Annotated in this window: 3 protein-coding genes; all 3 read right to left on the bottom strand. The window is 45.1% G+C overall.

The window, feature by feature from the left end:
• Position 1: 1 nt before the first annotated feature.
• Positions 2-1192, bottom strand: a complete 1191-nt coding sequence (locus QZ995_RS23530) for an ABC transporter permease (protein ID WP_301812362.1) — start codon at positions 1190-1192, stop codon at positions 2-4.
• The gene (locus QZ995_RS23525; protein WP_301812361.1) at positions 1189-1911 is read right to left on the bottom strand and encodes an ABC transporter ATP-binding protein; all 723 of its coding nucleotides are present in this window, start codon (positions 1909-1911) and stop codon (positions 1189-1191) included. The genes QZ995_RS23530 and QZ995_RS23525 overlap by 4 nt, the downstream gene beginning before the upstream one ends.
• Before the next feature lie 14 nt (positions 1912-1925).
• A partial coding sequence (locus QZ995_RS23520) for an efflux RND transporter periplasmic adaptor subunit (RefSeq protein WP_301812359.1) occupies positions 1926-3204 on the bottom strand: 1279 nt, incomplete at its 5' end.

The following is a 3204-nucleotide window of genomic DNA, read 5'->3' as shown; positions in this document are numbered from 1 at the left end:
ATTATTCGTAACGCAATGCTTCAATTGGATCAAGCTTGGCTGCTTTGTTTGCCGGATAGATCCCAAAGAAAATCCCGATTGCACTAGAGAAGCCGAATGCGATAAGAATGCTGTCCCAGGATGTAACGGGAGGCATGCCTGCAAATGAGATAATAATCGAAGCTAGTCCAAGACCAAGACCGACCCCGATCCCGCCACCAATTAAGCAGACAATAATCGATTCGATCAAAAATTGGGTCAGGATATCTCGTTTTTTGGCACCTAGCGCTTTTCGAATCCCGATTTCGCGTGTGCGCTCCGTTACGGAGACAAGCATGATGTTCATTACCCCGATCCCGCCGACTAAAAGAGAAATTCCGGCGATAACCGAGAAGACCATCGTAAGCATGTCAAGCATCTTCGTGATCTCTTTCAGATCATCGGCGGTGTTTTTTATCATGTAATGATCTTTATGCTTATGTACACGATTTAGATATTGCTTGGTAAAGTCCATCCCGGCTTGAATCGTAGCATTTGATTTAGCTTGAATGTGGAACATGCTTACCGTTGCTTTTTCATTATGGTTGAGATAGGTTCGTGCCGGCATGTACACCAGATCCTGCATGCCGCCGCCCATAAAGCCCTGCATGTCATTTTTTAGGGTTCCAATGACCACAAAGGAGGCATCTGACATGTAAATCCGATTTCCTACCGCATTTCCCTGAGGAAACAATTTATCAGCTAAGCCCTTGTCTAGTACCACTACATCTCGCTGTTCTTTATCGTCATCTCTGGTGTAGAAACGGCCCTTCTCAATCTTATAGCTCGAATTTACCTCTAACAAGTTGGCCGTTGTCCCAAATACTTGAACACTGATATCCTTTTTCTTATCCTTGATGGTTCCGCCGCCGTAGATTTGAGCCATAACATTTTGAATGTAAGGATTGATTCTTTCCAGCGTAACAGCATCATCGATGGTCAAATCATCATCCTTGACAGGCTCATCGCTCTCCCAGCTTATCCTTGCGGTAAACTTTGCATCGGCTACATTTCCGAACTGATTTGTCATCATTTCTTTTCCGCCCTTACCCATTGTCATAATGGCAATGACGGAAGCGATGCCGATAATAATTCCTAGCATGGTTAAAATGGAACGTAATTTATTGGACCAAATACCATCTATAGCAATGCGAAAGCTTTCGATGAGGTTCATGTAGTGAACACCTCGTTTTCATCTGCGACAGCAAAGAGTCGTTCTTTTACTTTTTCATCCTTCATAATGACACCATCTTTAAACACAACAATACGTTCTGCGTGCTGAGCGGTATCCAATTCATGCGTAACAAGAATAATGGTAACTCCCTGTGCGTGCAATTCTTGGAAAATGGCCATAACCTCTCTGGTAGAACGGCTGTCCAGGTTTCCCGTTGGTTCATCGGCCAGCAAAATCGCCGGTCGATTCACGAGAGCACGCGCGATGGCTACCCGTTGCTTTTGACCGCCTGACATCATAGGCGGCTTGTGTTCCATACGCTCTTTTAGACCTACGCTAATGAGCGCCTCTTCTGCACGCTTTTTGCGTTCGCTTGCCGAGATGCCTGCATAGAGCATAGGCAATTCTACATTGCGAATCGCAGAAATCCGCGGCAATAGATTAAATGCCTGAAAGACGAACCCAATTTTTTGGTTTCGAAGATCGGCTTGTTGATTTTCGTTTAAAGTAGTGACCTCTACTCCGTCCAGTACATAAGAACCGGAAGAGGGGCGATCCAGACAACCCAGCATGTTCATAAAGGTGGATTTACCAGAACCAGAGGGCCCCATGATGGCGACGAATTCCCCTTTATTAACGGTAAAATTAACTCCTTTTAGGATGGGTAGCTCAGAATCACCGTTCATAAAGGTCTTGCGAATATCAGTAACGGTTAGCATCTGTTTCCCTCCTTCTATACCGCTCCAGGTACGCCTGCTTCCATTGCCATTACAGGCATGCCTTCCATCAAATCAGCGGAAGGGCTGCTAATGACACTGTCTCCTTCATTCAGACCGCTTGTGATTTCTACATTCAAGTCACTTTCGGTACCGGTTTGCACAGGACGTTTTTTCGCCAGACCGTTTTCTACGACCCAGACAAAGGAACCGCTTGGATCATTCACAACCGCTTGGAAAGGGACAACAAGAATGTTGTTTTTATTGGTGATCATAATATCCACGTCGACATTAAAGCCAGGTTTTAGCACAGAGACAGCCTGATCCAATTCCAATGTGACATTTACTTTGGTTTTTCCTGTCGTTTCCCCTTTTTGAATCTTCGTAGCCAGCGGTGAAATACGGGTTACCGTAGCGGCTGCTTTTTCTTTGCCCATAGAAGTGCCGCTTACCAGTGCTTTTTGTCCAATTTGAATATCTTTTACATCTGATTCGTTAATATCTGCTACTACTTGCAATTTTGTCAAATCACCCATCGTAATTATTTCTGTACCCTTCGTAACGGCTTGGCCATTCTTAGCATCCACCTTTAAAACGGTACCGGAGAAAGGGGCTGCCAGGGTGGATTGAGAGCTTTGCTTGGTTAGCTCCGCTTTTTTTACCTGCAGCTGGTTAATCTGCGCTTGAACGGAAGCGATATCTGTGCTTTTTGGACCTTTTTTATTGAGAGCTAATTCGCTCTGGGACATTTTAAGAGATGATTGCGCTTGGGATAACGAGTCCTTAGCCTTGTCCAATTCCGTGGCAGGAGAAGCACCAGCCTCTACTAATTGTTTTGTACGGTTGTATTCCTTCTGGGCAGAGTCAACCTTTTCTTTCTCTTGACGAACGCGTTCTTCCTGTTGGGCAATCGTTTCAGGCTCTTTGCCAGATTTAACACGATTTAGTTCAGCATGCTGCGAAGCGATTTGCGCATCAATGGATGCAATTTCGCTTGATAGATCGGTTACATCTATGCGAGCAATGACTTGATTGGCTGTAACAGTATCACCTTCTTGTACGTTAAATTGCAGCAAGGTCCCATTATTTGGGGAGAAAAGCGTGACCTCTTGCTTCGCCTTAACCATTCCTGATGCCATTACTTTGTTTTCAATGCTTCCTTTTACAACAGGAGTGACGGAAACAGGAAGGCCTGTTGCGTCGACAGCGGTCAATTTCAAATAACCATAGGCGCCGGCGACAAGTACTCCAGCTGCGATAACACCCCACCAACGTTTCTTCATAATAGCCTCCTTA

It is taken from the genome of Brevibacillus laterosporus (genome assembly GCF_030489605.1).
Taxonomy (GTDB): Bacteria; Bacillota; Bacilli; order Brevibacillales; family Brevibacillaceae; genus Brevibacillus_B; species Brevibacillus_B laterosporus_E.
The sequence above is the reverse complement of the archived record's forward strand: the minus strand, read 5'-3'. Positions and strand labels throughout refer to the sequence as shown.

Excerpts from the sequence above, each read along its gene's own strand:
- QZ995_RS23530 (WP_301812362.1), bottom strand. The coding sequence starts at position 1,192 with ATGAACCTCATCGAAAGCTTTCGCATTGCTATAGATGGTATTTGGTCC.
- QZ995_RS23525 (WP_301812361.1), bottom strand. The coding sequence starts at position 1,911 with ATGCTAACCGTTACTGATATTCGCAAGACCTTTATGAACGGTGATTCT.